We start from the raw sequence: 25,642 nt of genomic DNA, 5'->3' as shown, positions 1-25,642 counted from the left end.
GATATTGGTCATATTTATGTAGGGTACTCAATAATACATTTGTCAATAATTAATTATTGATTTTCATTTAAATGAAAAGTTGAATAGTTCATATTCTTTGTTAAAACAATAAATAACTTACATGTTATTTAAGGATTATTTTTTCACAATAAGAATTCTTTTATGCTATGGAAATAGAACATTCAGAAAACCTATAAATCAATTATAATGGCAGAAAAATTTTCAGATAATGACCTCTTTAAGGGAATATTTGAATCTTCTGTAGAAGGTATTTTGGTTGTATGTCAAGATGGTAATATTATTAAGGCTAATTCTTCGGTCGAAAAAATATTCGGTTACGAATCTGGTGAACTAACTCATAAAATAGTTGAAGATTTAATTCCGCATCAATTTAAAAAATCACATAAAAATTATAGAGAAGAATTTTCTAAATCCCCGGTAACCAGAGCAATGGGTAAAGGAGGTCATTTGTTGGGGATTAGAAAAGACGGTACTCAAATACCATTGGAAATAAGTTTAAGTCCTACCAAAATACATGATAAAAATGTAGTTGTAGCATTTGTAAATGATATAACAGAAAGGCTGTTAGCTTTAAAAAAAGCAGCAATAAATACAGAGAAAATGAATGAGGCACAAAGCCTTGCTCATGTGGGTAGTTGGGTTTGGAATTTGCAGACAAATGAAAGAGAATGGTCTGATGAGTTTTATAGAATATGTGGTTTAGAGCCAGGTGATGATAGACTTACACCAGAAAATGCAAGAGAATTCATTCATCCAGACGACCGTCAAACTACTACAGAAGGTGTAAAATATGCTATTAAAAATCACACCTCTTTTATTAATAAAAAAAGAATAATTAGAGCAGATAGCTCAATAAGATATGTTGTTGCAAATGGTAAAGCTACTTATGATGAAGATGGTAAGCCATTAGAATGGTTTGGAACCATTCAAGATATAACGGAGCAAAAAGAGACTGAAAAGCAATTAGAGGATAATTTGTCTAAAAATAGAGCTTTACTAGGTGCGCTTCCAGATATGATGTTTATACTAAATCATGAAGGTGAATTTATTGATTGTTATGCCACAGAACCAGAGAAACTCTTTGCTTCACCTGCAACTCTAATAGGAGCTAATATAAAAGAAGTATTACCAAGTCATATTTATAAAGAGGTGCGTAAAGGAATGGATAAAACCATTGAGAGTGACGAGCTTCAGTTTATTGAATATGATTTTGAAGGAGAAAACGGCAGGCAATTTTACGAGGGTCGTATTGTTCCTATGAACAAAAATCAGGTTTTAACTATTTTAAGAGATATTACTGAAGAAAAAGTAATAGAAAATGTGCTATATGTTCGTAACCGTGCTTTGGCGGTAACTGCTAATGGTATTATTATTTGTGATGCTCAAAAACCAGATCTTCCTATTATTTACGGTAATGCGGCTTTTACAAAAACTACAGGTTATGAGCAAGCAGATTTTATAGGGAAGAATTGCCGTTTTCTTCAAGGTGAGGATAAGGGGCAGCCTGAAATTAGCAAAATGTCTGATGCTATAAAAAAAGGGGAAGAGTGTAAAGTAGTTTTAAGAAATTATAGAAAAGACGGGTCATTGTTCTGGAACGAAATAAGTATAACTCCTATTTACAATTCTAGAAAAGTATTGACACATTTTGTGGGTATACAAAGTGATGTTACAGTTCACGTAGTCGATGAGATTTTTAAAATAGGACAATCTCATGTGATGGATATGATTATACAGTATGAGCCATTAAAAAGTATTGCGTTTAAAATTATAGAAACTATTGAATCTGCTATACATAATTGTAAAAGTTCAATTCTGTTATTGAATAAAGAATCTGGAAAATTAGAAAAATTAGCGGCACCTAGCCTTTCAGAAAGTTATACAAGGGCCATTGAAAAAATGTTTGTTGCGCCTGATAATGGTTCTTGTGGTACAACAGCTTATTTCAAGAAAGAGGTTATCGTTACAGATACACTAAGTGATCCTTTATGGGGAAATTTTCAAGAATTAGTTTTAAAAGATAATATAAATGCATGTTGGTCCTTTCCTATATTCTCATCTAATAAAGAATTATTAGGAACTTTTGCAATTTATTTTCCTATTTCAAGAAAACCTCTAGACACAGAAAAGGAGATTATCTATATCATAACACAAGCAATTAGTGTAGCAATTGAGCAGCACAATGTTGGTGTTGCTTTAGATAATAGCCGGCAACAATTAGCTACATATGCCGAAGCTTTGGAAAATAAGGTTAATGACCGTACCATAGAACTAAAGGAAATAGTTCAGAAATTGGTTGAATCTAATTTAAGCTTAGAAGATCAAATTCAGTATACAAAGTTGGCGGAAAACAATGCCATTACTAGCCGTAAACTTTTAGAGACAATTTTTAAAAATTTTCCGGGAGGCTTTGTTGGTGTAGTTGATTTAAATCTGAAAATACTATTTCTTGAAGGAGAAGATTTAGATATTCTTGGTTTTAGAGAAAGTATTCATATAGGCGATACCATAGATGATATTAAGGTAGTAGCATCTGAAGTACTTGAAAAGGTTAAGGAAAAGCTATTAAAAACTATAGAAGGTGAACACTGTTCTTTTGAATTAATAATACAGGATAAACCGTATTTAGTAAATACCACACCATTGTTCAATGAAGAACAAGAAGTTGAAAATGCATTAATAGTTTATAATAATATTACAGACCAGAAAAGGGTAGAAATAGATATTAGAAATACATTAACGAAGGAAAAAGAATTAAATGAGCTAAAATCACGTTTTATTTCAATGGCTTCTCATGAGTTTAGAACACCTTTGAGTGCTATACTATCTGCTACAAATCTTATGGAAAGACAAAATGGTGATGGTCTTGAAGAAAAAAGGTTAAAATATATAAGTAAGGTTAAAATCAGCGTAAAGAATTTGGTAACTATTTTAAATGATTTTCTTTCACTAAGTAAGTTAGAAGAAGGCAAAGTAATGGCAATACCTACTTTGTTTAATTTCGTTGAATTTTGTCAAGCTTTAGTAGAAGAAATTCAAGGCATTAAAAAGCAAGGTCAAGTTATAGAAATTATGTACAGCCAACATTATATAGAAGTAGGGCTTGATGTTAAACTATTGCGGCATATTGTACATAATTTATTGTCAAATGCCATTAAATATTCTGACGAGAACAAAAAAATAACCCTAAAAATAGCTACCAAAAATTCGAAACTTCTTTTTGAAGTTATGGATCAAGGTATCGGAATTCCTGCTGAAGATCATTGCTATATGTTTCAACGTTTTTATAGAGCAAATAATGCTGCAAATTATGAAGGTACCGGCTTAGGATTAAATATTGTTAAGCAATACGTTCTCTTAATGAATGGTATTATAAGCTTTCAGAGTTCACTGAACAAGGGAACAACTTTTACTGTTGAACTCCCTTTAAATCTATTATAAAATGAAAAAAGTACTACTTATTGAAGACAATCTAGATTTACGCGAAATGACAGCAGAACTTTTAGAACTTGAAAATTATGAAGTTCTTACTGCAGAAAATGGTAAAATTGGAGTCGAAAAAGCAAAATCATTTATGCCAGATGTTATTCTCTGCGATATAATGATGCCTGAACTTGACGGTTATGGTGTTTTTAATCAATTAAGCGAAGATTCTAATACAGCCAGTATTCCTTTTATTTTCTTAACGGCTAAATCTGAAAAGTCAGACTTAAGAAAGGGAATGACTTTAGGTGCAGATGATTATTTGACAAAACCTTTTGAAGCAGAAGATTTAATTGATGCTATAGAGGCAAGACTTAAAAAGAGCTCTTTTTTACGTAAAGAGTTTTCTAGAAATACTAAAGGTATAAACGAGTTTATAAAGGAAGCTTCAAAATTTCAAGAATTAAAAGACCTTTCAGAAGACCGAGAGCTAATTCATTTAAAAGCAAAAGAGGAGATTTTTTCTGAAGGTGGTATGGCTTATAACTTATATTTTATACAGAGTGGTGAAGTCAAGACATATAAGCATAACGAAAATGGTAAAGAGTATATAACGGGCATGTTCAAAGCAGGTGATTTTATTGGACAGCTTTGTGTTTTAGGTAGCTCAGGTTTATATACAGAAACTGCTGTAGCACTTAGTAATTGTGAAGTATGCTGTATACCTAAAAAAGAATTTACGCAATTATTGTTCAATAATAGAGAGGTGTCAAATAAATTTATTGGTATGGTGTCTAATAATGTACTTCACATGCAAGAGCAGTTAATGGGTATGGCCTTTGACACGGTTCGTAAAAGAGCAGCTACGGCATTATTAGAACTATATGACAAAGGGCTCGTTAAAGACGAAGATTTAGGTATTAGTATTTCAAGAGAAGATTTTGCGGGTCTAATTGGTACAGCTACTGAGACTGCCATACGTGTACTCTCTAGTTTTAAAGAGAAGGGAATAATTCAATTAGGAACTTCTAGGAGTATTATATTGTCAGATAGAAAAAAATTGCAGCAGGTAGCAGATTTTGGATAGTTTAATTATTGAGAATCTTTCTGAGAAAAACCGATAGTATTTGACCTTTTTAATTCGTTAAAAATTACTATATTTTTTTAGAGTACTGACCTAAGTCAGTACTATTTATATTATGTACTTGTAATTTAGCTATAGAGAATGACCAATTTTAAAACTTGATGTCTCTAAATAGTTAGCATAATGAATGTCCCACAATCAGAATTAAAAAAAACTTTTCTAAATTCTTATACTAATTTTTCAGAATTAGAAAATGCATTGTTATCGATTCGCAGAATGAATGATGATAGCATCGGTATTTCTGTAATCGGCAATGCAAACGATACTGATGATTCCCATAAGTTTGCATTACATAAAAATGACATTCAACAATTACTTAACAAAATAATAGGAGAGGAAACAGAATTTGATTCGTTCTATAATCGCGAATTAGGTCATTTGTTTGTCTCGGGATTTTTAGTATCTACTTTTCTCAATCCGGTAGGTAAAAGTAATATAGGTATACTTTCTGGTGGACCTTATGGTGTTTTAAGAGGATTTGGCATAAGTGAGCAAGACGCAGCTGAAAGCGTTAAAAACATAAGTAATGGTAATTACCTGCTTGTCATTAGAGGAAATAATAGAGCCGTTCAGAAAATTGCATCTATGTTGGTTGATTGAAAAAAGATTTCTCATGTCAACTAAACCAAAAGACTTTCTCTAACCCAGTGCAACTAAACCAATTATTTTATATTTTTTTGTTAGACTGACCTAGGTCATGGTATTCTCTTTCATATATCTGCATTTTTATATGGTATTTAAACAAATAATGTAAACTGTTTACTTCTATATATTATGAAAACAAAAACAATAAATCCGAAAGCAGAATTATTATTAGGTGCAGGTTTAGACGTACTTCATTTTGAAAGTGAAGAATGGTTAAGCAACATTGCATTTTATAAGTATGAAACTACATTTTTTGCTGACTTGTTAGAAAAAAATAAACCGAAAGATGATGCGCAAAAATCTTTTGGAAAAATACTTAAAGATCTAGATAAGGTTCATTCAGAATTGTTTGATTATCTAGCTCATGATATTATGGAGCATGAAAAAGTATTGTCATATTTAGAAATGGGTGAACGAGGTTTGTCTGATTCTGGTTATAGAGAAAAGCATCGTCAACTTAAAGCACGACTGGAAAGCTTTACAAGTAATTTTCGTCAGTTTAAGCTAATGGTTTTTGATTATATAAAAAGTCTTTAGTTTCTGTTTTTTTGGTGATGGCTATTCTGAACTGTTCAGTAAATTCAGTGTAGCTGTCATCTTAATTACTTCAAGCAGATTAGTTTTTTTAAATAAATGTTTGTGCAATTCTTTAATTAATTTTTTCATCTCTTAAAACTGGTTCTATTATGCAAGTCTCCATTTATAAATTAGAACAAAAATATACGGATAGTATCAACAATTTTATGGATTTCTATTATGGATTGCGATTGTATTATTTTGCAAGTGATTTACTGTATGATGGACTTTCGCCAAAACAAATTAGTGATGCTGTTACTAAGGCAATGAATGTTGCTAAAAATTCTAAACTAAATCTAAAAGAACATTTTAAACCGGTTTTCAGTAGTATGAATAACGAGGTTATAAGTGATTGCAAGCTATCTCGTTTAGGGTATGGTCTTGTTCTATTAAATGCAGAAACAAATCTTTCTGTAGTTGGTAGGTGGCAACTTAAGGTTTTAGATCGGTTCTTAAATGGTGATTGTAACCATTAGAACCATTTTATTGTAATCTAAAAAAATACTTTTTACGAATTCTTTATTCTTAAAAATGAAGAACATTTTACCTTATTTCTAAAAGTTAAATGAGGTTTTACTTGGTTAAGAAAATCACATACTATCATACTTATTTTGTGTTTTTAATACTCTTGGTATTTATCATAATTTTAGAGTAAATTCGAATCTTCTATGGTTCTATTTTATTGACCATTAAACTCTTCATTATAATAAAAAGCATGAAAAAATATATATTAATTACCTTCTGTTTATTTGTGTTCAGCCATAGAAATTACGCACAGACAAAATTAGATGTTGTAATAGAAAAGAAAATAGATTCTTTAATGGGTCTTATGACTCTTGAAGAAAAGGTTGGGCAAATGAACCAGTATAATGGTTTTTGGAATGTTACGGGTCCAGTACCAGAAGAAGGTGATGCCTCTAGTAAATTTCAGCATCTTAAAAATGGTTGGGTAGGCTCTATGTTAAATGTTACCGGCGTAGAAGAAGTACGTAAGGTACAGAAGATTGTAGTTGAAGAATCTAGATTGGGTATTCCTTTGGTTATTGGTTATGATGTAATTCATGGTTATAGAACACAGAGTCCAATACCATTGGCAGAATCTGCTAGTTGGGATATGGACGCAATAAAAGCTTCTGCTGCAATGGCTGCCGATGAAGCATCTGCAACAGGCATAAACTGGACTTTTGCCCCAATGGTAGATATATCAAGAGATGCACGATGGGGTAGAGTAATGGAAGGCGCAGGTGAAGATCCTTATTTGGGTAGTCAAATAGCAAAAGCAAGAATTACCGGGTTTCAAGGAGAAGACCTTTCTGCACCAAATACTATAGCGGCTACAGCTAAACATTTTGCTGGGTATGGCTTTTCTGAAGCGGGTAGGGATTACAATACGGTAGATGTAGGTACGTCAACATTATACAATACTATTTTTCCTCCGTTTATGGCAGCAATAGAAGCTGATGTAAAGACATTCATGAATTCATTTAATGTACTTAATGGAATACCAGCTACGGGAAATTCTTTTTTACAAAGAGATGTTTTAAAAGGAGAATGGGACTACCAAGGTTTTGTGGTTTCTGACTGGGGTTCAATGGCTGAAATGGTTGCTCATGGATATTCTAAAGATGGCAAATCTGCTGCTGAAAGTGCTGCAAATGCCGGTAGTGATATGGATATGGAATCTTATTTATATGTAAAGCATTTAAAAACTTTGGTAGATGAAGGTAAAGTTTCCGTTGACAAAATTGATGATGCCGTTCGCAGAATTTTAAGGGTAAAATATGAACTAGGCCTTTTTGATGACCCTTATAAATATTGTAACGAAGAGCGAGAAAAAGAAGTAATAGGAAGTGATAAAAATAAAGCGATAGCGCTTGATATGGCAGAAAAGTCTATAGTGCTTCTAAAAAATGATGACCAGTTGCTTCCTTTAAAAAAGAAGGGAATGAACATAGCGGTGATTGGTCCTTTGGCAGCTGATAAGAATAGTCCATTAGGTGGTTGGAGGCTTGCCGCTGAAGATAATTCTGCAGTATCGGTTATGGAAGGCTTAAAGAAATACAAAGGAAATAAACTGCACCATGAGAAAGGAGTGGAGTTAGTAAAGGGTAAGGAAGCTTTCGTCTTTGAAATTGATATAAACACTACAGATAGAACTGGTATTGCAGAAGCTGTAGCAGTAGCTAAAAATAAAGATGTAGTGGTAATGGTCTTAGGTGAGCATGGTTTTCAATCAGGCGAGGGTAGAAGTAGAGCAAATTTAGATTTACCGGGTTTACAACAAGAATTATTAGAAGCAGTGTATGCGGTCAATAAGAATATAGTTTTGGTTTTAATGAATGGAAGGCCGTTGACTATTAATTGGGCAGATGAAAATATACCAGCAATTGTAGAAGCTTGGCAATTGGGTTCAACTAGCGGTGATGCTATTGCCAAAGTACTTTATGGTGATTATAACCCAAGTGGAAAATTACCAATGACTTTTCCTAGAAGTGTTGGGCAGGTACCGCTGTATTATAACTATCTAAGTACAGGAAGGCCAACATACCCTGGTAATGATCTTGTTTTCTGGACACATTATACAGATGAAGTAAATACACCTTTGTATGAGTTTGGTTATGGATTAAGTTACACTGAATTTACCTACGACAACATAAAGTTAAATACAAATTCATTAAGCAAAACCGGAGAGTTGAAAGTAAGTTTCGATTTGTCAAATACCGGTAAATACGAAGGTAAAGAAGTAGTACAACTATATATTCAAGATTTGTTTGCCAGTATTGCTAGACCTGTAAAAGAATTAAAAGATTTTAAAATGATTTCTCTAAAACCTGGCGAAACTAAAAATGTGAGCTTTACGATCACTTCGAAGGCGTTAGAATTTTATTCTGCAAATAATAAGTGGGAATCTGAAACGGGCGACTTTAAAGTTTTTATTGGTGGAAGTTCTACCACCCAGTTGGCGTCTGATTTTACATTGATTGACTAAAAAAAATAGCTTCTAATTTTCAGAAACTGAACATTAGAAGCTATTATTAATTTATTTCATGTACCAATTGTAAAGAATAATTAATCAGTTTTTTATTAGACTGGTGTCAATTGATATTATTTAAGGTGAGAGCGCAGCATCCAAGCAGTTTTCTCATGTTGTTCCATTAAACCGGTAATATAATCGCTGATACCCTCAGCCTTCCATTTGTCGGCAATAGGTGAAATTTCTTCCCGTATAAAAATGATTATGCTCTCGTGGTCTTCTAATAACTCTGCGAATATGCTTTGGCTATCATTTCCGCCTTTTGTTTTTTCGGTAAGATGCGTTAATTGAGAGTAGTCTTTTAAAGTTGCTGGTACATAATGACCTAATGCTCGTATTTTTTCAGCCACGGTATCTACAACCTCTTGTTGCTCTTCATACAACGTTTCTAAATAAAGGTGTACCGAATGAAAATCAGGTCCTTCTAGGTTCCAATGAAAATTTAGCGTTTTTGAATAGAGTACAAATTCATCTGCTAATATTTTTGATAACTGATCAGTAATAGCCTGTCTATTTTCTTCTGAAATTCCTATGTTCGGTGTTCTCATTTTTGTAGATTTTTATATGCGATATACCAAAGTTATTGAGATTTAAAAACGATTGTACTGATACAAATCATGTTATCGATTTTTAAGAAAACTTTACAATTACAGTACTATTGAAAGAAAGGACTAAGCTTTGAATGTACAGAAATCAGAAACGGAAATATGCTTCAAATAGATTTTTCAGCTATCAGAATTAGTAAGTGATTCTCTGATTTCTTTTACAGTTTGGCGGGCTGTTTTGCCCACGCCGTAAATGGTAGCAGAGGCAAAACCAGTCCAATTACCATAACCTACAAGCCATAAATTAGGCTCTTTAATTGAACGGGTATAGGTAGTCTCTACTTTATTATTTTCTACAACCCCTAATGATTCTATGTGTTTTAAATTAGCTTTAAAACCGGTACACCAGATAATAGCATCAAACTGTTCTTTGGTACCGTCTTGCCAGATAACACCATGTTCGTAAATTTCTTTGAATGGGCGAACGGCATGTAGCACATTTCTACTTCTTGCCTCCTTAACACTAGCTACCATAACTATATTAGCTAAGGAAATACTATGATTGATTTCTGATTTGACTTTTGATTTACCTAGAAATTTTTGTGTTGCTTCATTAAAAAGGTAGCGCCCGTCAATATCATCAGGTAGAAACTGAGGCTCTTTTAATGTTACCCATTGTGTAGGTGTCCCTTTTGATACTTCTGCTAATATTTGTGCTCCAGAATTTCCTCCACCTATAATCAAGGTCTTTTTGCCTTTAAAAATATCCGGATTATTATAATCTACAGAATGTACTTGTATACCTGTAAATGTTGTCCTTTTTGGGTATTCTGGTGTAAACGGATTTCCTGACGTTCCGGTTGCACTTACTATGGTCTTTGAATAAAAAACTCCTTTGTTGGTTTCGGTTTTAAAGAGACCATTTTTTTTTTCAACTTTAAAAACATCGGTTTGTCTTTGAATAGCAAACTCATATCTTTTTTCATAGGCAGATATGTATGCTAGAAATTCCGATTTAGAAGGATATTCATTCTTGCCCCTAGGCATTACCCAACCAGATAGGGAGCTGTATGTTGAAGGCGAGAATAGTTTAAGACTATCCCAGGTTTTTAACCAAGATCCACCAGCTTCTTTTTGATTATCTAATATAAGATAGCTCAACGAGCTTCTTCTTAAAAAATAGCCAACGGATAACCCTGCTTGTCCGCCGCCTATAATTATAATATCGTATATTTTCAAATCAAGTATTGTTTTAAGATTAAAGCAATCCTTATCGCTGCATGAAAATGGTTAAAAACCAATAAGATAGAATTTACCTTTTTTACAAGGTAATTAAACCATTTTAAAAGTTAATGCGTAAGCTCTTTTGCCCACCCTTTAATTTTATCTAACTGTTCATAAAGAAAAGAATCATGTTGCTCTTCGTCTTCTACTCCTTCAGGTAAAATATGTTCAAAGTAAGTATTTTTAAGTACACGCTTTAAAACGCTTTCCCCTGGGAAAGGTTTGTAATCGTTTAACGCTTTAGCAGCTTTTAATAGTTGACGAATATCATACTGACCAGCAGCAATATCAGGCACTTGCTTATTAAGATTCAATAGTTGGTAAACAGCTGTTCTAGCAGTTCTTACCGAAGTTTCTACGGTAAACACAACGTCATTATTGGTTTCAACAAATTGCCCTACAAGTCCTAAATTCTTACAACCGTTAGGAACTATTTTTGGTCTATCCCCTGCAGCTCTAGGCATAAACATAGAAGTTATGTATGGCATAAAACTGGTTTTAACAATAGTCTTTTTAATTACAGAATCTATTTGATCTTCTAAGCCAATATGAAAACATAACTCTGCTAATATTTCGTTACCGGTACTTTGAGGCATTGTTTTTTTAGTATAATTACCATCTTTATGCATATACAATGCATACAACCATATTACCAATACATCATCTGGTTGTTCTGGAAAATGTGGTTGGCGATTAATGGTAAAGCTCATTAACCAGTTAGAATCTGTAATGGATACAATACCGCCGGTAGCTGCTTTTCCTGAATAAGGGTCGTTTACACAGTATTCCTTGATCTTTTCGGTTAAAGCGGATGGGCGACAAGTTAATGTAGCAGATTCCCAAGAAGATTTTCCTATAGAACTACAGAATTTTTCAGGATTACCAAATTCTGTAGATTTTGCAGCTAGGTTTTTCCATAGCTGCCAACCTGTACTTTCACCACTTTTTAAGTTTTCAATAGCTTTTATGGGTGCGTGTGTATTATCACCATAACGTGTGTCTTCGGTCATGGATGCGGTAGTAACAATTACAAAATCTTTATCAGATATCGGTATTATTACTTCTTTGTCATTTTGTACCGTTATTATACCTTTTACAAGTTTACCATCAGTGTTGATCTGTACATCTAAATCTTTCACCAAAGTATCGAATTGAGTTTTAACACCTTTAGATTTTAGATGTTCTGTCAAGGGTTTTACAAAGGTATCATACTGATTGTATTTGGGGAATACCAGGCAAGACAAATCTTTGAAACCATCTATTAGGTGTAAAAATCTATGCATGTATAATTTACATTCAAGTAAACTGTGCCAGTTTTCAAAAGCGAACATAGTACGGAACAAAATCCAAAATTTACTTTCTAAAAATGAAGTGCTGAAATAATCTTCAACGGTCAAGTCATCTAAGTCTTCTTTCTTTTTTAAAAGTAATTTTACAATTGCTAGTTGATCTAATTTGTCTAAATCAAATTTGCTAAAATCTCTAACCGCCCCATTATTATGAATTAATCTGGCTTTTGAGTAATTAGGGTCATTATCGTTCAATAGGCGAAATTCGTCTAAGACACTATACGGTTTAGGCATTTCTATGGCGGGTATGTCTTGGTAAATATCCCATAGATTCTCATAGGTCATTTCCATTTCTCTACCACCTCTAACAATATAACCTTCTTTAGCATTTCCAGAACCATCAAGAGAACCACCTTCTACAGCTACTTTATCAAGAAATATAATATTTTTTCCAGGAATGTGTCCGTCACGTATAAAGTAATATGCAGCAGACAGACCTGCAATACCAGTACCTACAATATATACTTTACTATCCTTAAATGACTGTGGAGGAATACCTTTATTGCGTTGGTAGTTCCCAGTAAGATCGGCAAAAGGCATAGGTTGATCCTTAGAATTACGTACTACTTCTTTACTGGCATCTGGAGCATGATCTACATGCCCTGGGAATGGTGATGCGCTTAATACTTTATCGAATTTCTCTGTTATTTTTCCCATGATTTCTAACTTTATTTTTGATTATGATACATCATTAGTTTATACTAAAACACCCTAATCATTGCATTATGGTGCTCGGTAAAAATGCCTTATAGATTTTTACCGATTTTTTTAAGATTGATTCCTAGAAAGATTCTAAAAACTCCTGCAGTTATTAATGCGAAGGCAGTCATGTAAACAATGCTTAAACCTGCAAAAATTGGATTAAACAGTAGTAAAAATGAAAACAAAAGTGTGATAATGCTCCAAAATAATAACCAACCCCAACCTAGGATACCAAAAGATTTTAACTGAAAAGAGAGCCCTATAGATAATGTACTTTGAAAGAGTAACCAAAACCCTATATAAAGTGGCAAAATAGCCATGGTCATCATTGGGTGGGTCAAGAGCAATATGCCAATTAATAAATCTAAAACACCTCCTGATAAATACCAGCCCCAATCTTTCATTTCACTTTTATTGGAAATGGAAAAAGCAATTTGGAAAATACCAGATATAAGAATGAACGTACTGAATATGATACTTAGCGATATATAGCTTTCTAAAGGGGTTTGCATAACCCACACCCCAATACCAACATATAGAATTCCTATTAAAATGGATATCCACCAGTTTTTTATAGCCTTTTGAGCTGAATCTAATATTGTGTTCATAATTCTCGTTTTACGATTTTTATTTCTATTCATCTAAACTCTTCGAGTTTCAATCAATATTCAAATGTATTGTAAGACGTTGTAGCATAGCCTGACCTAGGTCAGGTGCAAGAAAAAAAGCTGTTTTATTTTGGATTTCTAAACTTTGCTATGGCAATGAGTGTAGTATTTTTTTAAGTAAAAAGTCTACTATTGAAATATATCTGAACAAGATTGCATAGCATGAAATTGATCTATTAATTCAATTTAAAAAGCACGTTATTAATTTCTAGAATAGAAACTAATAACGTGCTTTTTTCAAACCTTTTTAGTTAAGATTGTTGAACACAACCCTTACTATGTTGTTTTACATATATTTTGATAAAAACTTAAAGAACTCTTTTTTGAGATCAATATAAATTTGTCTTTCGGCTTCCATTTTATTTCGAACATCCATGTGCGTGTTCGTCATTGTTATATCTAATGAAGATTCATGATTTGCAATATTTAATTCGTGTTTTTCAATACTCTCTTGTAGATCCTCTATTACATTACCATGTAAAATAAATTCGTTTTGATAATGTTCAAGTTGCTTTAGTACATCTTTATCTGTCCAACGAGTTGCCAGTTCACCTAATCTGTCATTGAAAGTTTTTAGTTCATCATTCCAAAAGGCTAGCTCAGACTCCCATTGTTTGTGTTCAAAATGTAAATCTGAATTGTTAATTGTTGCTTTCATAATAAGATATTTTAATTAGTCTTCTAATACTATAAATTGGTTTAATGCCTCAAGTGCTTCACAGCCATACATAAGAGCTGGTCCACCACCCATCATTACGGCAACACCAATAGTTTCCACTATTTCTTCAGAACTAGCACCAGCTTTTATTGCATCATGTACGTGAAATGCAATACAACCATCGCAACGAACAGTAATGGCAATACCTAAGGCAATGAGCTCTTTTGTTTTTGATGATAGCACACCTTCTGCAGTACTAGCCTTATGCAGGCTATTGAAACCACCTATGGTTTCAGGTATTTTTTCACCTAGTTCCCCAATTAAATGAACTAGATCATTATAATGTTTAGAATGGTCTTTTATCATGATTCAATATTTTAAAATTAAACTCAGTCAAAACTATTCTAAATCTTTAGGCTTAAAGATGACCTAGGTCAGTAGTATTGAATATGAATAAAAAAATATGATGAACTACTCGTTTGCTTATTATTCTACAGTTTTTATATTTCTTTTCTGAAGATTCCTTTAAATAAAATAAGGCAACTGACCCAAGTCATTTCGGTTTTAATTTGATGTACATAGTTTTGAGTGAACCTTAAATTATAAATCATGAAACACATATTAAATATCGCTTTGTTATTATTAATACCCTTAATGGGCATTTCACAATCTGTTGAAGAGATTAATAAGCCTCTAGTAGATAATCTAGATGAAGTAGCGCCTTTTAATGAAGGTTTAGCTGCTGTTAAAAAAGGAAACCAATGGGGGTTTATAAATGAAGAAGGTAAGTTGGTTATTGAGTTTAGAGATGATTTAGTTTGGAATGAAACTCCGAAAACTATGAATATTGGTGTGGAGAGTATTGGGCTACCTCAATTTAAGGATGGAGTCTGTTCTATTAAAAATGTGCAAGACGATGGTATTGTTAGATATGGTTTTATAGATAAAACAGGTAAAGTAGTTGTGGCTGCAGAATTCTTAAATGTTAGCCAGTTCAATAATGGTTATGCTGTTGGTATCTATGAGAGTAAATCTTTACGCGGTAAAAATTCTTTTCAATTGAATATTTACGATTATGCCTTTACCGAGATCGTGGTCAATGAAGCAGGTGAACTTTTGTGGCCTATTCAAGAAAGACAAAACATTGTCATGTCAAAAAAGCTATATGAATTACCTGAATTACATGCACAGATGATTTCTTCTGATTTATTAAAAATCAAAGATGGATCAAATAAATGGAAGATTGTTAAACCTAAACTGGAGCAGTAAGCATATTGGGTATTTGGATTTTAACTTGATCAATATTTCAATAAATGCCCTTTATAAATTTAAAAAACAGAATCTATTTTTAATTAAATAACTAACAAAAGTCATCTCTAAATTTTTAAATCATGGAAAAGATTAAAACTATAATGATACCATTCGATTTTACGAAAGCTTCAAGAAATGCTCTTGAATATGCTGTGAAATTCGTAGGCAGGCTAGATCATATAAAAATTGTATTGGCATATGTTTCAGGAAATTGTAACCTAAAGTTATCGCCAGAAAATTTTGAGAAGTTAGGCAAGAAGTATGCGGGTTTACTTCAGGAAAAACTTGAGTGGGAAATACAGGATGGAAGATTTGTTCAGACTTTACTGGAAATTAGGAAAAAGGATAAGATAGATCTCATTATAATGGGTACTTCGGGTGAGGATAAATTGGGCGATACTGAACATACCAATACCGCAAACCTTGTTTTATCGTGTAATTGTCCTGTTTTGGTTGTTCCAAAAACTTACAATGAATATAAGCTAGAGAATATTGCATTGGTTATTGGTAAAGAAGAAATTGAGGATACCAAAAAATTAGGGGCTCTTTTAATGTTGGCTCGTAAGTGTAATGCTAAAGTTAATGTGCTAACTGTTGAGAATGAACCTGTGCTCTACGGGTATAGTGAAGAGGAAGATAAAAACGAGAGTGCTATAGCGTATTATTTAGAAACATTTTATAAAGAACGAGCATTTATAAGAAATGAGGATATTTTAGATGGTATAAATACTTACGCTGTAAAGAATGAGATTGACCTTGTGACAATACTTCCTAGAAACCATACTAAAAATGCTATTCCTTCTGATGCTGAACTAACCCAAAAGCTCATTCTAAAATCTAAAGTACCGTTACTAATTTTAGAATAGATTCTTATAAAAGAATAAAAATGAAGGGATTAATTAGTACTAATTAATTAACTAAATGGAATATTTAAGAAGTAGACCTAAGGGAGATTTTATGGATAATGGGAGTTTGCAAGAACTGTATATTTTGACAGAGCACTGGCAATCTGAACTGTTATTTTATAAAGACGATCTTAAATTTTTACGACATCTTGAAGATAAATATTTTACCTGGACAACTGCTAAAGATAATTTAGATAATATAACTAGGGTAGGGGAAAGTATTCTAAAAGATACAAGAGATTGTGATGAGCTCTTACAAAGGATTAAAAAGCATTTGGCATATTTAGCTGAGGTTATAGATGATAGTGAAGATCAAGAAATTAAATCGTTTAGAAGCGAACATAAAGAGCTTGAAGAAGATATTGTTCAATTTATTGCAAATACGAAAAACAATAGAAGACAACTTTTTAAAGTCATTGAGTTTGATGTAAATGCCGATAAATTTTAAATTATAAAAACGGTAATTTAAAACTACTTTAGGAAGAAAAGCCTAAAGTAGTTTTAAGTTTTATTCTATTGACATTGTAGCAAAATAAGCAGCCCCTAACAATGCTGTATTTTCATTTAAAATAACATTTACCGGTACCATTTCTAAAAGAGAATTCAGTCTACCGGATTGCATGAAATTATCGGTAAATACTTCCCGATTCATCCCCTTAATTATTTTTGGCATAATTCCACCTCCAATATAGATACCGCCTGTTGCTTTAAACTTTAAGGCAAGTTGAGATGTTTCTATGGCTAAAAATCGAATAAATAACTCTAGTGTTTCCACACAGACGGGATCAGTCCCGGCCAATGCAGTTTTGGTAATAACTGCAGCAGGATCTTCTTTAGCCATTTTAGCTATTAAATCATCGGTTTCTTTGACACCGCTTACATTTCGTATAAGCTGGTAGATATCTCTAATACCTTGCCCTGACAATAGACGTTCCCAACTGACATGACCATATTTTTGTTGAAAGTATTTCCATATTTCAAGGTCAAAATCATATCTAGGGCTAAAATCGCAATGTCCCCCTTCGGTAGCAAATGGATGATACGCTTTACCGTCCCAATATAAGCCTGCTTCTCCCAAACCGGTACCAGGAGAAATAATCACTGCATTGCCTTCTATTTGTGAACCATACTTTAAAGGGTCTAAATCTTTTTCATCTAGCGCAGCGAGACCATACGCATTTGCTTCCATATCATTGATTAAATAAATAGAGTTAAGGTTAAGCGCTTTAATGAGTTCTTCGGTATCTATGTCCCAAGGAAAATTAGTGCCATGAACTTTACCCTTTGTAATAGGACCTGCAACGCCAAAACAAATACTGTCGATTTTTTTCATTTCAGTTATTTCGAACTCTTTGATGATTTCTAATAACGAAGTATAATCTTTGGTTTTATATGAGTTTTGCTTTATTTGAAATAGTTGCCCATCATTATATTCAAAAAGTGCAAGGTTGGTTTTTGTTCCCCCAATGTCACCAGCTAGTACAAAACTATTTTTTGTGCTTATTTTATATTTATTACCTACTGCTAATGGTATTAAAGATGTTTGGCCTATAGGTATAGAAAGTCTTTCTGTCGTTTTCATATTATGTAATTAGGCGATTGTAATTTCTGGGTCTAAATAAATATCTTGTATAAGATGTAGTAATTGTACACCATCTTTCATAGATCTTTGAAATGCTTTTCTACCAGAAATCAATCCCATTCCACCAGCTCTTTTATTAATTATGGCAGTACTTGCCGCAGCGGCGAAGTCATCTTCTCCTGAAGCTCCACCAGAATTAATAAGTCCGGCGCGCCCCATATAGCAATTTGCAACTTGGTACCTAGTTAAATCTATTGGGTGGTTTGTAGTGAGCTTACTATAAACAAGATCACTTGTTTTTCCAAAATTATCTAAGGCCAGAAAACCACCATTATTACTTGGCTGTTTCTGTTTTATGATATCTGCCTCAATGGTAACACCAAGATGGTTTGCTTGTCCCGTTAAATCTGCACTTACAGCGTAGTCTTTGTCTGTTTTAAAGGCATCATTACGAAGGTAGCACCAAAGTACAGTAGCCATACCTAATTCATGCGCCCGTCTAAAAGCTTTAGTAGTTTCTTGAATTTGTCTATCAGATTCTGGAGAGCCAAAATAGATAGTGGCACCTACAGCTACAGCACCCATATTCCAAGCTTGTTCTACTTGGGCAAAATAGATTTGATCAAAAGTATTAGGGTACGTAAGTAGCTCGTTATGATTAAGTTTAACTAGAAAGGGTATTTTGTGGGCATATTTTCTTGAAACGGCACCTAGTACCCCTAATGTAGAAGCAACGGCATTACAACCACCTTCTATGGCAAGTTTTACAATATTTTCTGGATCAAAATAAGCTGGATTTGGTGCAAAGCTAGCACCTGCAGAATGTTCTACACCTTGATCTACCGGTAATAGGGAAAGATGCCCAGTACCAGCTAGTCTACCATGATTAAATAGTTGCTGTAAACTTCCTAATACTCTATTGGATCTATCTGTAGATGCCATTATCCTATCCACAAAATCTGGACCTGGTAGGTGAATATTTTTTTTAGGGATTGTAGTACATTCATGATCCAGTAAGTAGAAGGTTTCTTCTTTTAAATATTTTTCAAGTTCCATTACGCGTATTTTAATTTGTTCCTTAGATAGATTTTTGGTTTTTAATCCAATCATATAATTTGTCCACATCTTTTTTAAAACATAGCTGTGTTCCGTGGTGCATTGTAGCTGCGGTTCCGCATGCTACACCATATCTGACCATGTCACTAAAAGATCTTTCCCAAATAAGACTCATAACCATGCCTGCAACCATACTGTCACCTGCACCAATGGTACTTTTTTGGTGAACTACAGGAGCAGGTATTTGTGCCATTTCATCTTTAGTTGCAAGTAAGGCTCCTTTTGGACCGAGTGAAACAACAAGAATTTCACAATCATGATTCTCCAAAAACGCTTTTGCCAATGATTTTAATTTTAAGTCTGTAATAGAGGGTTCGTTACAAAGCATACCAAGTTCTGCCAAGTTTGGCTTAAGTATATAAACTTTAGAATTGGCAGCTTTCAATAAAGGTTCGCCAGAAGTATCAAGAATAAATTTAGCTCCTTTAATTTCTGCTATATGACTCACTTTTATATAAAAGTCATCAGGTACATTAGGCGGTAACTTACCGCTTGCGACCAGGTAATCATCTTTTTCGAGCTGTAATTCAAGTTGTTTTAGTGCGTTCTGCCATTCTACCTTTTTAATGGAAGGACCTGGCATTCCAAATCTAAATTGTTGATTAGTGCTTGTATCCGTAACTGCTAAATTTTCACGGGTAAAACCCTCTATTTCAATGATAGATTGTTCTATGTTTTTTTCATCTAATAGGTGTTTTAGGAATGCCCCATTTGGTCCGCCTGCAAAGTAACTGCAGAGTGATGAGCCGCCTAGGTTTTGAATAGCTCTAGATACATTTATTCCGCCACCACCTGCGTCAAAAGTAGGCTCGGTACAGCGTAATTTGGAATTAGGTCTTATTCCTGCTACTGTGGTATTTTTATCTATTGCAGGATTTACGGTTAGTGTTATTATACGGGCCATATCTACTATTTTAATTTATAGTGATCTATTACATTTAATTTTTCATCAAACTCATACAAATGGGGTATACCTGTTGCGACTTCTAACTTGGCTATATCTTCTGTTGAAATATGTTCTAAAAACTCAATTAATGCTCGTAAAGAGTTGCCATGAGCAGCAATTAATACGGTTTTACCTTGAGCTAATTCTGGTGCAATCGCTTCAAAAAAATAGTTGATGACTCTTTTTGAAGTGTCTTTCAATGATTCTGCCAATGGTAAAATAGACGAATCTAAAGCCTTGTAATTAGAATCATATTCAGGACTTCTTTTGTCAAATGCAGGTAGGCTAGGTGGTGGGGTATCATAACCTCTTCGTACACTTAGAAAAAAATCTTCTCCTACTTCTTTTAATACGTCGTCCTTATTTTTTCCCTGCCAATCTCCATAATGTCTTTCGTTCAGCTTCCAGCTATACTTGCAGTCTACATGCATCATTTCTGCAGTTTCCAATAAGATCAAAGCAGTTCGTATCGCTCTTTTTAGATAGGAGGAGAAACAAATATCAATGTCTATAAGATTAGATTTAATAAGTTCTCCGGCTATTTTAGCTTCTTCTTTTCCTTCTGGTGCCAAGTCAATATCTGTCCATCCAGTAAAAACATTTTTTACGTTCCATAAACTTTTACCGTGTCGTACCAATACTAATCTACCCATCTTAAGTTATTTTAATTTCATTTTTACAAGCATCACCTTTTTCCATACATTTTAGATTTTCAAAGGTGATTCTTGATATGTTTTGGAGTGCAGTTTCTGTCAAAAATGCCTGGTGACTACTTATCAATACATTTCTAAGTGTCATTAACCGCGCTATGGCATCGTCTTGAAGAATATCTTCCGAGTGGTCTTCAAAGTAGAGTCCTTTTTCTTCCTCATAAACATCCATACCAAAGTATCCTACTTGTCCACTTTTTAAACCGTTTATAACATCTTGGGTATTGAGTAAACCTCCACGACCTGCATTGATTAACATCACTCCTTTTTTCATTTTAGAAATGCTATTGGCATTGATAAGATGATGTGTTTTTTTATTTAGAGGTGCATGTAAGGTGATGATATCAGATTGCTCAACTAAGGAATCTAAATCGGTATAGGTGGCCTCATATTTTTCAACTAGGGCATTGTTCTCAAAAATGTCATATAGCAATAGTTTACAGCCAAAGCCATGTAGAATTTTTGCTACTACGCTCCCAATTTTACCTGTACCAATGATACCTACTGTTTTACCGTTCATGTCAAAACCAACAAGACCATTTAAAGAAAAATTCATTTCCATGATTCGGTAATGGGTTCTTACTAATTTTCGGTTAAGCGCAAGCATGACACCTACCGTAAATTCAGCAATTGCATAGGGAGAATATTCGGGTACTCGTGCTATACGAATACCTAATTTCTGTGCATGTGGCACATCAACATTATTAAAACCTGCAGTACGCAAGGCTACGTACTTAACACCAAGTTCATGTAACCTATTTAAAATAGGAGCAGAAGCATTGTCTTCGGTAAAAATACAAATGGCATCACACTGTTTAGCCAAATCTACAGTATCTAAAGTTAGATAAGTATCAAACATTTTAAGTTCATGCTTATCTTGATTAGCACTTTGTAAATAATCTTTCTCCCAATTATGAACGTTGAATATTGCTATTTTCATTTTTAAATTCTAAAGTGGCATTAATTGCTGCTTTCGGCCATGCCGTATTCAACTATATTTTCCTCTGCTTTGTTTATGTTTTTGATACCTGAAATCAACGCATCTGGATTAAAGGATATAGAGTTGATCCCAGTCTCAACAAGAAATTGAGCAAATTCCGGATAATCACTTGGTGCCTGACCGCAAAGTCCAATTTTAGTATTTGTTTTATTTGCGGATTTAATCACCATGGCAATCATTTGTTTTACCCCTGGATCATTAATATCAAAAATATCGCTCAACAATTCAGAATCTCTATCTACACCTAAAGTCAGTTGGGTTAAATCATTTGAGCCAATTGAAAAGCCGTCAAAGTATTTTGCAAATTGTTCTGCTAGTATAATGTTATTAGGGATTTCGGTCATCATATAAAGTTGAAGTCCGTTTTCGCCTCTTTTTAAGCCATTTTCTTCTAAAACACCAACTACTTTGTCAGCTTCTTTTAACGTACGGCAAAACGGAATCATAATTTTTACATTGGTGAATCCCATGGTTTCTCTTACCCTTTTCAACGCTTTGCATTCTAAGGCAAAGGCATCTTGGTATTTTGGATTGTAATATCTAGAAGCTCCTCTAAAACCGAGCATTGGGTTTGATTCTACAGGTTCAAACTCTGTACCACCTATAAGGTTTGCATATTCATTCGTTTTAAAATCACTGGTACGAACAATAACATCTTTAGGGTAAAAAGCAGCTGCAATAGTACCGATACCTTCCGCAAGTTTGTGTACAAAATAATTTGCCTTGTCCGGGTAGTGGTGTGTTAGCTTCTGAATTTTATCTTTTACAGCCTGATCTTTTAAAGAATCAAAATGTTTTAAAGCCATTGGGTGAATTTGAATAGAATTATTAATGACAAACTCCATACGCATTAACCCAACTCCTGCAGAAGGATAGAAAGAGAATTTAAATGCCTGATCTGGATCTGCCAGAATAAGCATTGGTTGTGTTTTTGGTTTTCCTAAAGTAGAAAGGTCAATTACTTTTTCATCCCAATCTAAAAGACCATCATACACTATACCTGTATCGCCTTCAGCGCATGATATGGTAATTTCTTGCCCATCTTTTATAACCTCTGTTGCATTGTTACTACCAACAATAGCAGCAGCGCCTACTTCACGAGCAACGATTGCCGCGTGGCTAGTTCTACCGCCTTGATTAGTAATGATACCTGCTGCTTTTTTTAGAATTGGATCCCAATCTGGGTTGGTACGTTCCGTAACCAGAATTTCGCCTTCTTGTAACTTGTCAGATTCTTTTGGACTGTGTAATATGCGTGCTTTGCCAGATGCTATTTTGTTGCCCAGACCCATACCTTGAGTAATTTCTTTACTCTTGTTGCGTAAGGTGTACGTTTTAATTTTTAGTTTGTCTTTCTTATTGCTTTGAACGGTTTCTGGTCTGGCTTGAACTATAAAGAGTTCATTGGTAATTCCATCTTTTGCCCATTCTATATCCATAGGGTGTTGGTAATGATCTTCAATGATCATCGCCCATTTTGCAAGTTTAACAACCTCGTCATCTGTAAGTACATATTGTTCTTGTTTCTCTAACGGAGTGTCAAGATTTATGATTCCACTGCCCGTTTTATCATAGACCATGGTTTTTTCCTTACTACCCAAACGTCTAGAAATAATAGGTTGTTCTATGCCGTTTTTTAGACTAGGCTTGTAAACAAAATAATCATCGGGGTTAATACTGCCTTGAACAATATTTTCACCTAGTCCGTAGATACTTGAAACCATTACAACTTGGTCAAAACCGGTATCTGGATCTAAGGTGAAATTGACACCAGATGCAGCTAAATCTGAACGTACCATCATTTGTATACCAATAGATAATGCTACTTTGGTATGATCAAAACCATTATCCTCTCTATATTTTATAGCTCTATTGGTGAATAAAGATGCGTAACATCTTTTACAGGCATCTATTAGATCTTTTTTCCCTTTTACGTTTAAATACGTGTCTTGCTGACCAGCAAAACTTGCACTTGGTAAATCTTCTGCAGTGGCACTACTTCTTACTGCTAAAGAAATATCACCTTTATATTTATTGGCTAAAAAATCATATCCTTCATTTATAGAATCTTGGATGTCTTTAGGGATTTCTGTTGCTAGAATTGCATTTCTTACACTTTCTCCAATTTCCTTAAGATTAGAGAAATCTTTAGTATTTAAATTTTCTAAAAGACCAAAAATCTCATCTTTAATATGCACTTCTTGTAAAAAATGCCAATATGCTTCTGCGGTAGTTGCAAACCCATCAGGTACCTGTACTCCTTTAGATGTCAGCTTTTGAAACATTTCTCCTAAAGAGGCATTTTTTCCTCCTACAGTTGGTACATCGTTAATATTGATTTCGTTAAAATGACGTATGTAATTTTTCATCGCTAAAGATTTATAAGGTCTATAGACCAAGATTTCTGATTACGAATTTCAACTGTTTCATTAGTAATGCAAATGACCTGAGTCATACGTAAAAAAAAAGAGTACTGACCTAGGTCATTTACAATCGGTTGATGTAGAAATACCTTTACTACTTTATTTACAAGAACAGAATACTATGGCAACGACCTTAAAACTTGATGATAGTGATTTAAACTTGGGTAGAGTAGTTGCTGTACGTGGTAGTGTAGTAGATATTTGGTTTGATGAAAATTTACCATCTATTAATACATTAATCCATACAGGTCCGGATAATGCTATAGCTATTGAGGTACTATCTCAATTAGATGATAATAGAATTAGAGGTATAGCATTGACCCCAACACAAGGTTTGGCAAGAGGTATGCAGGCACAGACAAATGGAGGACAGTTGACCGTACCTGTTGGAAAGGAAATAATGGGGCGTATGTTCGATGTTTTTGGTAATGCCATAGATCATGGAGATGCGTTGCCAGAAATGAAACGAAATAGCGTACACCAATTACCGCCGCCGTTATCAAAACGATCTACAAAATCAGAAATTTTTGAAACAGGAATAAAGGCTATTGATGTAATGGTACCCTTACAACATGGTGGTAACGCAGGTTTGTTTGGTGGAGCAGGTGTTGGTAAAACAGTTCTGCTTACAGAGATGATTCATAATATGGTAGGCTATCACCAAGGTATAAGTATGTTTTGTGGTATTGGTGAACGTTGCCGTGAAGGACATGAGTTGTATCACGATATGAAAAAAGCCGATGTATTGAAAGATATGGTGATGATGTTCGGACAAATGAACGAACCACCCGGAGCACGTTTTCGTGTAGGGCACGCTGCTTTAACCATGGCAGAATATTTTAGGGACGAAGAGCACCGCGATGTTCTTTTACTTGTAGATAATGTATTTCGGTTTATTCAAGCGGGTATGGAGGTTTCTGGTCTTATGGGGCAAATGCCATCAAGACTAGGTTACCAACCAACATTGGGTACCGAACTTTCAAAATTTGAAGAACGTATAGCGAATACCACTACAGGTGCTATTACTAGTATACAGGCGGTTTATGTTCCAGCAGATGATTTAACTGATCCTGCTGCTGTACATACCTTTTCTCATCTTTCAGCCTCTATTACATTATCAAGAAAGAGGGCTGGAGAAGGACTTTTTCCTGCTATAGATTTATTACAGTCTAGCTCTAAAATGGCAACACCGGGTGTTATAGGTGAGCGTCATTACCACCTTTTACAACAAATAAAACAAACACTAGCGCAATACGAAGAGCTAAAAGATATTATAGCCATGCTTGGTTTAGAACAACTTTCTGTAAAAGATCGTGCAACGGTTAATAGGGCTAGACGCTTAGAACGCTTTTTTACACAACCCTTTTTTACAACAGAACAGTTTAGTGGACTTAAAGGAAAAGGTGTCAAATTAGAAGATGCCCTTAACGGGTGTGAGCGTATTCTTAACGATGAGTTTAAAGATTTACCAGAGTCTGCTTTCTATATGATCGGTACTATTGAAGAGGCAATAGAAAAAGCCAAAAAAGAACAGAAGAAAGAAGAAAATAACACAGATGCTGATAAAAAAGAAACAGCAAAAGTATAGACTTAAAACCAA

At 34.0% G+C, this 25,642-nt stretch carries 22 protein-coding genes; 10 read left to right on the top strand and 12 right to left on the bottom strand.

What is annotated here, in order from left to right:
• Nucleotides 1–207: 207 nt before the first annotated feature.
• From ACJJVT_RS09730 to bglX, 6 genes are all read left to right on the top strand, one after another.
• Entirely contained in the window at nucleotides 208–3,462 is a 3,255-nt protein-coding gene (locus ACJJVT_RS09730) for a PAS domain S-box protein (protein ID WP_405398260.1), read from the top strand.
• 1 nt (nucleotide 3,463) lies between these two features.
• Nucleotides 3,464–4,531: a response regulator gene (locus ACJJVT_RS09725; protein ID WP_405398258.1), complete on the top strand. Its 1,068-nt coding sequence runs from the start codon at nucleotides 3,464–3,466 to the stop codon at nucleotides 4,529–4,531.
• Nucleotides 4,532–4,711: 180 nt separating this feature from the next.
• Nucleotides 4,712–5,188 (top strand): hypothetical protein, encoded by a 477-nt coding sequence (locus ACJJVT_RS09720; protein ID WP_405398256.1) that lies wholly within the window; start codon nucleotides 4,712–4,714, stop codon nucleotides 5,186–5,188.
• 174 nt (nucleotides 5,189–5,362) lie between these two features.
• Nucleotides 5,363–5,770 carry a hypothetical protein gene (locus tag ACJJVT_RS09715; protein ID WP_405398254.1) on the top strand — a complete coding sequence of 136 codons (408 nt, stop codon included), beginning with the start codon at nucleotides 5,363–5,365 and terminating at the stop codon, nucleotides 5,768–5,770.
• A gap of 149 nt (nucleotides 5,771–5,919) precedes the next feature.
• Nucleotides 5,920–6,285: a hypothetical protein gene (locus tag ACJJVT_RS09710; protein WP_405398253.1), complete on the top strand. Its 366-nt coding sequence runs from the start codon at nucleotides 5,920–5,922 to the stop codon at nucleotides 6,283–6,285.
• A 239-nt stretch (nucleotides 6,286–6,524) separates the two neighbouring features.
• Complete coding sequence (gene bglX / locus ACJJVT_RS09705; RefSeq protein ID WP_405398251.1) at nucleotides 6,525–8,798, top strand: beta-glucosidase BglX; 2,274 nt, start codon at nucleotides 6,525–6,527, stop codon at nucleotides 8,796–8,798.
• A 116-nt stretch (nucleotides 8,799–8,914) separates the two neighbouring features.
• Here bglX and ACJJVT_RS09700 read toward each other — a convergent pair whose 3' ends face one another.
• From ACJJVT_RS09700 to ACJJVT_RS09675, 6 genes are all read right to left on the bottom strand, one after another.
• On the bottom strand, nucleotides 8,915–9,391 hold the full coding sequence (locus ACJJVT_RS09700) for a Dps family protein (RefSeq protein WP_405398249.1): 477 nt from the start codon (nucleotides 9,389–9,391) through the stop codon (nucleotides 8,915–8,917).
• Nucleotides 9,392–9,568: 177 nt separating this feature from the next.
• On the bottom strand, nucleotides 9,569–10,627 hold the full coding sequence (locus ACJJVT_RS09695) for an ArsO family NAD(P)H-dependent flavin-containing monooxygenase (protein WP_405398248.1): 1,059 nt from the start codon (nucleotides 10,625–10,627) through the stop codon (nucleotides 9,569–9,571).
• Nucleotides 10,628–10,737: 110 nt separating this feature from the next.
• Nucleotides 10,738–12,678: an oleate hydratase gene (locus ACJJVT_RS09690; protein ID WP_405398246.1), complete on the bottom strand. Its 1,941-nt coding sequence runs from the start codon at nucleotides 12,676–12,678 to the stop codon at nucleotides 10,738–10,740.
• Between the two features lie 89 nt (nucleotides 12,679–12,767).
• Complete coding sequence (locus ACJJVT_RS09685; protein ID WP_405398244.1) at nucleotides 12,768–13,331, bottom strand: HdeD family acid-resistance protein; 564 nt, start codon at nucleotides 13,329–13,331, stop codon at nucleotides 12,768–12,770.
• Between the two features lie 346 nt (nucleotides 13,332–13,677).
• Nucleotides 13,678–14,049 carry a hypothetical protein gene (locus tag ACJJVT_RS09680; RefSeq protein ID WP_405398243.1) on the bottom strand — a complete coding sequence of 124 codons (372 nt, stop codon included), beginning with the start codon at nucleotides 14,047–14,049 and terminating at the stop codon, nucleotides 13,678–13,680.
• A gap of 15 nt (nucleotides 14,050–14,064) precedes the next feature.
• Nucleotides 14,065–14,415 (bottom strand): carboxymuconolactone decarboxylase family protein, encoded by a 351-nt coding sequence (locus ACJJVT_RS09675; protein WP_405398241.1) that lies wholly within the window; start codon nucleotides 14,413–14,415, stop codon nucleotides 14,065–14,067.
• A gap of 243 nt (nucleotides 14,416–14,658) precedes the next feature.
• On the opposite strand from ACJJVT_RS09675, the gene ACJJVT_RS09670 reads away from it, so the two are divergent.
• The 3 genes from ACJJVT_RS09670 (at nucleotide 14,659) to ACJJVT_RS09660 (ending at nucleotide 16,713) form a co-directional block, all read left to right on the top strand.
• Complete coding sequence (locus tag ACJJVT_RS09670; RefSeq protein WP_405398240.1) at nucleotides 14,659–15,318, top strand: WG repeat-containing protein; 660 nt, start codon at nucleotides 14,659–14,661, stop codon at nucleotides 15,316–15,318.
• Nucleotides 15,319–15,440: 122 nt separating this feature from the next.
• On the top strand, nucleotides 15,441–16,226 hold the full coding sequence (locus ACJJVT_RS09665; protein WP_405398239.1) for a universal stress protein: 786 nt from the start codon (nucleotides 15,441–15,443) through the stop codon (nucleotides 16,224–16,226).
• Between the two features lie 55 nt (nucleotides 16,227–16,281).
• Complete coding sequence (locus ACJJVT_RS09660; protein WP_405398238.1) at nucleotides 16,282–16,713, top strand: hypothetical protein; 432 nt, start codon at nucleotides 16,282–16,284, stop codon at nucleotides 16,711–16,713.
• Between the two features lie 60 nt (nucleotides 16,714–16,773).
• On the opposite strand, the gene glk is transcribed toward ACJJVT_RS09660, so the two are convergent.
• Genes glk through ppsA form a run of 6 tightly spaced genes read right to left on the bottom strand, consistent with a single transcriptional unit; the run spans nucleotide 16,774 to nucleotide 23,988 of the window.
• Nucleotides 16,774–17,847 (bottom strand): glucokinase, encoded by a 1,074-nt coding sequence (gene glk / locus ACJJVT_RS09655; protein ID WP_405398236.1) that lies wholly within the window; start codon nucleotides 17,845–17,847, stop codon nucleotides 16,774–16,776.
• Nucleotides 17,848–17,856: 9 nt separating this feature from the next.
• Nucleotides 17,857–18,903: a class I fructose-bisphosphate aldolase gene (locus tag ACJJVT_RS09650; RefSeq protein ID WP_405398234.1), complete on the bottom strand. Its 1,047-nt coding sequence runs from the start codon at nucleotides 18,901–18,903 to the stop codon at nucleotides 17,857–17,859.
• A gap of 22 nt (nucleotides 18,904–18,925) precedes the next feature.
• Nucleotides 18,926–19,867, bottom strand: coding sequence for a 1-phosphofructokinase family hexose kinase (locus ACJJVT_RS09645; RefSeq protein WP_405398233.1), 942 nt, complete (start codon nucleotides 19,865–19,867; stop codon nucleotides 18,926–18,928).
• Between the two features lie 5 nt (nucleotides 19,868–19,872).
• The gene (locus ACJJVT_RS09640; protein ID WP_405398232.1) at nucleotides 19,873–20,562 is read right to left on the bottom strand and encodes a 2,3-bisphosphoglycerate-dependent phosphoglycerate mutase; all 690 of its coding nucleotides are present in this window, start codon (nucleotides 20,560–20,562) and stop codon (nucleotides 19,873–19,875) included.
• A gap of 1 nt (nucleotide 20,563) precedes the next feature.
• Nucleotides 20,564–21,559: a 2-hydroxyacid dehydrogenase gene (locus ACJJVT_RS09635; protein WP_405398230.1), complete on the bottom strand. Its 996-nt coding sequence runs from the start codon at nucleotides 21,557–21,559 to the stop codon at nucleotides 20,564–20,566.
• Nucleotides 21,560–21,579: 20 nt separating this feature from the next.
• The gene (gene ppsA, locus ACJJVT_RS09630) at nucleotides 21,580–23,988 is read right to left on the bottom strand and encodes a phosphoenolpyruvate synthase (RefSeq protein WP_405398229.1); all 2,409 of its coding nucleotides are present in this window, start codon (nucleotides 23,986–23,988) and stop codon (nucleotides 21,580–21,582) included.
• Nucleotides 23,989–24,163: 175 nt separating this feature from the next.
• On the opposite strand from ppsA, the gene atpD reads away from it, so the two are divergent.
• Nucleotides 24,164–25,630 carry a F0F1 ATP synthase subunit beta gene (gene atpD / locus ACJJVT_RS09625; protein ID WP_405398227.1) on the top strand — a complete coding sequence of 489 codons (1,467 nt, stop codon included), beginning with the start codon at nucleotides 24,164–24,166 and terminating at the stop codon, nucleotides 25,628–25,630.
• The last annotated feature ends 12 nt before the right edge of the window (nucleotides 25,631–25,642 follow it).

Source organism: Maribacter sp. Asnod2-G09 (assembly GCF_045063795.1).
Classification (GTDB): Bacteria; Bacteroidota; Bacteroidia; order Flavobacteriales; family Flavobacteriaceae; genus Maribacter.
Note: the sequence above shows the minus strand (reverse complement) of the source record. Positions and strands in the feature narration are given on the sequence as shown.